The sequence below is a fragment of the Pseudomonas sp. MF08831 genome, assembly GCF_059862645.1.
Genome location: NZ_JCBCUX010000022.1, coordinates 76,044 through 82,043, shown reverse-complemented (window position 1 = coordinate 82,043; position 6,000 = coordinate 76,044). Strand labels below are relative to the sequence as shown.

The window sequence follows — 6,000 nt, the reverse complement described above, 5'->3', positions numbered from 1 at the left end:
CCGGGCCGGTCAGCAGCTGGCTAAGCACGCTCCAAATATGGGAGCTGGCTTGCCTGCGATAGCGGTGGATCAGCCAACCTGTTTTTCACTGACAGACCGCCTTCGCGGGCAAGCCCGCTCCCACAGTTTTGACTGCATTTCAGGCCACGCCGATCAGCAGCTGGCTAAACACACTCCAAATGTGGGAGCTGGCTTGCCTGCGATAGGGGTGGATCAGCCAACCTGTTTTTCACTGACAGACCGCCTTCGCGAGCAAGCCCGCTCCCACAGTGTTGACTGCATTTCAGGCCGGGCCGGTCAGCAGCTGGCTAAACACGCTCCCACAAGTTTTACTGCATTTCACATCAAGTCAGGTAGGGCACGGCAATCAACAGGATGGCCGTGCCATGGGCCACGGTTGCCGGCAACACGCCATAGCGCATGCGCACCAGCGCGCAGGCCAGGCCTTCGATCAGGGTGAACAGCAATACCGGCCAGCCCAACTGGGTGACACTCAAGGCCAGAAACGCGTGGCAGGCCGCAAAGGCTACGCCGCTGATCAATGCCGCGCGCAATGGCGTCACCTGCTGTTCGAGGTAGCCCTGCAAAAAACCGCGAAACAGCACCTCCTCCAACGCATTCGCGCCATAGGCCAGCACCAACATCCCCGGCAGCCAGATCCAGTAGCCGTGAATCTCGAACGCCTCGATGCCCTGGTAAACCCGCAGCGGCACACCGAGCAAACAGCCCACCACAAGTCCCACGGCCAAACCCAGCGCAGGATTGCCGATGGTCCAGCGCATCAGCCGCCATAACTCCGGCGCCGTGCGTGCAAGCACCATAATCAGCAGCACTGACATCCCACCCAGCGCCGCCAATACAAAGGCATTCGCGCTGAACGCGATCTGCACTTCGCTGCTGAGCGACCACATCCCAAGCGGCGTCATCGCGTCACGCGTCAACACAAATGCCGTCAGCAGTATCAGGATGCGCATCGCCAGCATCGCCCTGGGCGTCAGCGCAAACCACAGCCCAAACAGCACCAGCCCCGGCGCCAGGTGAACGCCGTAGTTGGTCAGTACGCCCATGCCTTGGGTGATCATGCCGGCCTCAACCGTGGGCGACAGCAATCATGTCGATCTCGACCGCTGCCGATTTCGGCAACTGCATCACCCCCACCGACGTGCGGGTGTGCGTGCCGGCGCTGCCGAGAATTTCATGCAGCAGGTCCGACGCACCGTTGGCCACCTCGCTTTGCTGATCAAAGTCTTCGGCGCTGCGCACGTACACGGTGATACGTGCGATGGCCTTGACTTGATCCAGCGAGCCCAATGCCTGCTTGAGCAAGCCCAGGCAACGCAGCGCGCTGATGCCGGCGGCGATTTGCGCCTGGGCCAGGGTCAGGCTTTCGCCGACTTTGCCGGGCAGCACGATCGTGTCGCCGACCCGGGGGATCTGGCCGCTGATGTACAGGTGGTGACCATCGCGCACCAAGGGTGTGTAATTGCCACCGATTTTGAACTCGTCCAGTTGATAGCCGAGGCGCTGCTGGACTGCCTGGTATTTTTCGTCTGCTGTCATGCTCGTCAAACCTCGTTGCGACGTTGCCACTCATCCACCACATCGCCCAGGGTCTTGGGGATGTCGCTGCGAATCCAGGCCATGAAGGGCCGGTCGAACTTGAACCCCGGGCCGCAGTGTTCAAGCATGAAACGGCGAACGTTCTGGGTATTTTTGTAGTGTGGGGTGACGGGGGTGGCGCGGGTAATAACGTCGCTGTGCCAGTTAAAATCCATTTTTCCCTCGGGGTTCTTGTTGTGTCGGCAGTAGCATAGCGATGTGCTACTTGAGCAGGAAGCGGCACGGTAAAACTCACACCCCTACACGACGTGTTGACATGTCGTACAAGACTCTAAAGCGCTTACAACGCGTCATCGCCTAACCTTTTCAAGATATTTCAAAATTTCACTTTCCTTCCCCATCAGAAATATTGCATGGTTGTACGACGACTTAAATAATCGTGCCCGATCCTAACAACAATAAGGAAACACCCATGCAAAACGTCAAAGTGCTGATCGGTTTTCTGTGCCTGTTCACCGGCTACGTCGCAGCAGCGCCTGCCCCCGCCGAAAAGGATGTGGCCCAAGCGGTCGACCAACTGACCCAAGCCATGTTGCACCTGGACCTCAAGCAGCTTCATGCGTTGACCTCCGACAAACTCACCTACGGCCACTCCAGCGGCAAGGTGCAGAACAAAGCGCAATTCATTGCTGATCTGGAAACCCACACCAGCGCGTTCAAGACCCTCGAAATGCAGAACCAGACCATTACCCTCGACGGCGACACGGCCCTGGTGCGTAACCACTTTCACGCACTGGCGGTGAACAGTGGCGTAGACACGCCGACCGACATCGACAACTTCCAGGTCTGGCAGAAGCAAAAAGGCAAGTGGCTGCTGATCGGGCGCCAGGCTTACAAATACTGATGAACGGTGGTGAGCTGGCGCGCGTCAGCTCACCATTGCACCACCTCGCGGACCTTCACCAGCGCCTCGCGCAGCGCCGACATGCTCACCGAGCCCAATGCCAAACGCAGCGCGTGGGGCACGGTTGCCGAAACCGCAAACGGCTCGGCGGTGGACACCGAAATGCCTTCGCGCTGCAAGGCCATGGCGATTTGATCGGCCCTGGCCTCTTCACCCAGCGGCAACCACAGAAAATACGATGACGGGTGGCTGATGTAATGCACGCCCTTGAGCACGTGCGCCGCCAAAGCCTGTCGCGCTTTGGCATCCTGGCGCTTTTGCGCTTCCAGCTGGTCGACCGTGCCGTCCTCGATCCAGGCCACGGCCATCGCACTCATGACGCCGGGTACGTTCCAGGTGGTGGCCATGATGGTGCGTTCCAGTTTCTTTACCCAGGCCGGGGGCGCGGCAATAAAGCCGACCCGCAACCCGGTCGCGACGCTCTTGGAAAACCCGCCGACGTACACCGTGCGCTCAGGCGCCAGGGTTGCCAATGGGGGCGGCGCCTCCTGCGCCAGAAACGCGTAGGCCGCGTCCTCGATGATCATCAGATTGTGTTGTCGGGCAATGCCGACTAATCCCTCGCGCTGTTCCAGGCTCATCACCCAACCCAACGGGTTATGCAAGGTCGGAATGCTGTACACCGCGCGCACCGGCCGCTTGCTGCACAGGCGTTGCAGGGCGTCCAGGTCCGGGCCACTGGCGGTGACCGGGATCGCGACGATTTCCAGGTGCAGGGTTTCGGCCAGCACTTTAAAGCCTGAATACGTCAGGGCATCGACGGCAATCACATCCCCCGGCTTGAGCAATGCCATCATCGTCACCGCCAAGCCGTGCTGGGCACCGCTAACCACCAGCACTTGCTCGGCTTCCACCACCAGCCCTCGGTTCAACAGGTGCCGCGCCACCGCTGCCCGCTCGTGCAGGCGGCCGGCATGGGGCTGGTAGCGCAGAAGCGCCTCCAGGTCGCCCGACAGCGCCAGTTGGCGCAACGCCGTACGCAGCAAATCGGCCTGGCCCGGCAGCGACGGGTAGTTGAAATTGAGGTCGAGCATGCCCGTCGCTACCGTCATCTGCCCACTGCCCTGCCCCGGCGGCAACGAGATTTCGCGCACGAACGTGCCGCGCCCGGTTTCGCCACTGACCAGGCCCATCGCCTCAAGCTCGCTGTACACACGGCTGGCCGTGACCAGCGCCAGGCCATGGTCGGCGGCCAATTGGCGGTGGGTGGGCAGACGCGTGCCGGGTGGCAGCGCACCGCTGCGGATATCCCCGGCAAACGCATCGACCAGCGACTTGTAGCGAGCACGTGGCATAAGCGATGTATCCATGACAATTTTTTGATTGTCTTAATCTTCGACCCTAGGATGGCCGAACGCAACTTATCCTTTTCAGGCACGCCCTCATGGAACGCACCTTTGGCCTCAACAGGCTCGACAGCAGCACTCAAGGTTGGATCAACGGTTTTATCGGCGTGCTCATTTTCAGCGGTTCACTGCCGGCCACGCGCCTGGCGGTGATGGAGTTCAACCCGGTGTTCCTGACCATGATCCGCGCCACCCTCGCCGCCGCGCTGGGGCTGTGCCTGCTGAGACTGTTCAAGGAGAAACGCCCATCGCGCGCGCAATGGTTGCCGCTGGCAATCGTCGCGCTCGGCGTGGTGATTGGCTTTCCGCTGCTCACGGCACTGGCGCTGCAATACGTCACCTCGGCGCACTCCATCGTCTTCATCGGCCTGCTGCCACTGGCCACGGCGGTGTTCGGCGTGCTGCGTGGCGGCGAGCGGCCGCGCCCGGTGTTCTGGCTGTTTTCGATACTCGGCAGCCTGTTGGTGATGGGCTACGCCGTCGCCCAAGGCTTGAGCGCCGCGCCCGTGGGTGACGTGCTGATGCTGTTGGCGGTGCTGGCATGCGGTTTGGGCTATGCCGAGGGCGCCAAATTGTCACGCACCCTGGGCGGGTGGCAGGTGATCTGCTGGGCACTGGTGGTGTCGCTGCCGGTGGTGGCGCCGCTGAGTCTGATCCTCGCCCCCGCGACCTTCAGCGGCATCAGCCTGCCGGCCTGGCTGAGCCTGGGCTATGTGGCGTTGTTCAGCATGCTCATCGGCTTTGTGTTCTGGTACCGCGGCCTGGCTCAGGGTGGCATCGCCGCCGTCGGCCAGTTGCAGTTGCTGCAACCCTTCTTCGGCCTGGCGCTGGCGGCGGGCCTGCTGCATGAGCAGGTCAGCCTGGGCATGGTGCTGGTAACGGTTGCGGTGATCGGCTGCGTGGCCGGCGCGAAACGGTTTGCACGTTAACGCTGCGGCGCGACCATCTTGAACTTGATGGTGATGTCGTTGGACACCACGCTGTTGCCCGCCCACTCACCTTCGCCAATCTTGAAGTCGTCGCGCTTGAGCACGAACTCACCGTCGAACACGCCGATGCCGCTTTGCTCCTTGAGCAGCACAGTGATGTCCACCGGCCGCGTGATGCCCTTGATCGTCAGGTTGCCGGCGATCGTGTAGCGGTTGTCGCCCAGTGCGGTGGCGCCGTTGGATTCATACACGCCGACCGGATAGGCCGTGGTGTCGAACCACGCGGGCTGCTGCAATTGGGTATTGGCGTCCGGGCTGCCGGCGTCGATGCTGGCGAGCTGGATTTTGAGCAACGCATGCGCCGCCTCGGGCTTTTGCGTATCGAACGTCAGGGTGCCTTCAAAGTCGCTGAAGGTGCCATACACTCGCTGCCCGAACTGCTGGAAGGTAAAGCTGATCTGGCTGGCGGTGCGGTTGACGTCTTTGTATTCCACAGCCTGCGCGCTGGAAAACCAACCGAAGACGAGGGCCAGCAAGAACACCTTGGACATTCGACGCTTCATGAAACGCTCCGCGAGAGAAAAGGACACACGTGCTGAGCTAACACGCCATGGCATGGATTTATTCCCATCGGGCGCGCGTCCTGCTAAACAGAGTAGTCGCGAAAAACAATAAGGACTTTTCATGCCCACCCCTTCTCTGCAGGACACCACCGCCCCCGAAGGCATCTGCTACGGCTGCGGCGGCAGCAACCCGCATGGCCTGCACATCAAAAGCCGTTGGGACGCCGATGGCATCCATGTCATCGCCGAGCATCAGCCCGAGGCCAAATACAGCGGCTGGCCCGATCTGGTCTACGGCGGCCTGATCGCCATGCTGGTGGACTGCCATTCCAACTGGACGGCCATGGCTTATCACTACCGCGCCGAGCAACGTGAACCCGGCAGCTCGCCGCGCATCGATTGCGTCACCGGCAACCTCGGCATCAAATTCATCAAGCCCACGCCCATGGGCGTCACGCTGAGCCTGCGCGCGCGGGTTGAGGGCGAGGTGGGGCGCAAGAGCCGCGTGGTCTGCGAGGTGTACGCCGGTGAGGTGCTCACCGCCATCGGTGACTCGGTGTTCGTGCGCGTCGATACCGGCCAACTGGCGGCTGCCGCCCATGGTCGCGCGGGCTGATCCTGGTCTACATTGATTGCCA

8 protein-coding genes are annotated in these 6,000 nt (G+C 61.6%); 3 read left to right on the top strand and 5 right to left on the bottom strand.

All coding sequences use genetic code 11. The annotated features are described in order from the left end of the window. Positions 1–344 precede the first annotated feature (344 nt). Genes AC19YS_RS30695 through AC19YS_RS30685 form a run of 3 tightly spaced genes read right to left on the bottom strand, consistent with a single transcriptional unit; the run spans position 345 to position 1,775 of the window. Positions 345–1,082 carry a CPBP family intramembrane glutamic endopeptidase gene (locus AC19YS_RS30695; protein ID WP_500603461.1) on the bottom strand — a complete coding sequence of 246 codons (738 nt, stop codon included), beginning with the start codon at positions 1,080–1,082 and terminating at the stop codon, positions 345–347. 7 nt (positions 1,083–1,089) lie between these two features. Then, positions 1,090–1,560 carry a RidA family protein gene (locus tag AC19YS_RS30690; protein ID WP_179677322.1) on the bottom strand — a complete coding sequence of 157 codons (471 nt, stop codon included), beginning with the start codon at positions 1,558–1,560 and terminating at the stop codon, positions 1,090–1,092. Between the two features lie 5 nt (positions 1,561–1,565). Then, on the bottom strand, positions 1,566–1,775 hold the full coding sequence (locus tag AC19YS_RS30685; protein WP_145161156.1) for a DUF6434 domain-containing protein: 210 nt from the start codon (positions 1,773–1,775) through the stop codon (positions 1,566–1,568). Positions 1,776–2,032: 257 nt separating this feature from the next. Between AC19YS_RS30685 and AC19YS_RS30680 the strand changes: the two genes are divergently transcribed. Next, positions 2,033–2,464 carry a nuclear transport factor 2 family protein gene (locus tag AC19YS_RS30680; protein ID WP_106578990.1) on the top strand — a complete coding sequence of 144 codons (432 nt, stop codon included), beginning with the start codon at positions 2,033–2,035 and terminating at the stop codon, positions 2,462–2,464. Positions 2,465–2,493: 29 nt separating this feature from the next. Here AC19YS_RS30680 and AC19YS_RS30675 read toward each other — a convergent pair whose 3' ends face one another. Next, on the bottom strand, positions 2,494–3,819 hold the full coding sequence (locus AC19YS_RS30675; protein WP_500603459.1) for an aminotransferase-like domain-containing protein: 1,326 nt from the start codon (positions 3,817–3,819) through the stop codon (positions 2,494–2,496). An 89-nt stretch (positions 3,820–3,908) separates the two neighbouring features. On the opposite strand from AC19YS_RS30675, the gene AC19YS_RS30670 reads away from it, so the two are divergent. Next, positions 3,909–4,799, top strand: coding sequence for a DMT family transporter (locus tag AC19YS_RS30670; protein ID WP_200625536.1), 891 nt, complete (start codon positions 3,909–3,911; stop codon positions 4,797–4,799). Here the strand turns inward: AC19YS_RS30670 and AC19YS_RS30665 are convergent. Continuing rightward, positions 4,796–5,362, bottom strand: a complete 567-nt coding sequence (locus AC19YS_RS30665; RefSeq protein WP_164487943.1) for a YceI family protein — start codon at positions 5,360–5,362, stop codon at positions 4,796–4,798. The two genes, AC19YS_RS30670 and AC19YS_RS30665, sit on opposite strands and share 4 nt — an antisense overlap. 121 nt (positions 5,363–5,483) lie before the next feature. On the opposite strand from AC19YS_RS30665, the gene AC19YS_RS30660 reads away from it, so the two are divergent. Then, positions 5,484–5,978, top strand: coding sequence for a PaaI family thioesterase (locus AC19YS_RS30660; RefSeq protein ID WP_124417670.1), 495 nt, complete (start codon positions 5,484–5,486; stop codon positions 5,976–5,978). The last annotated feature ends 22 nt before the right edge of the window (positions 5,979–6,000 follow it).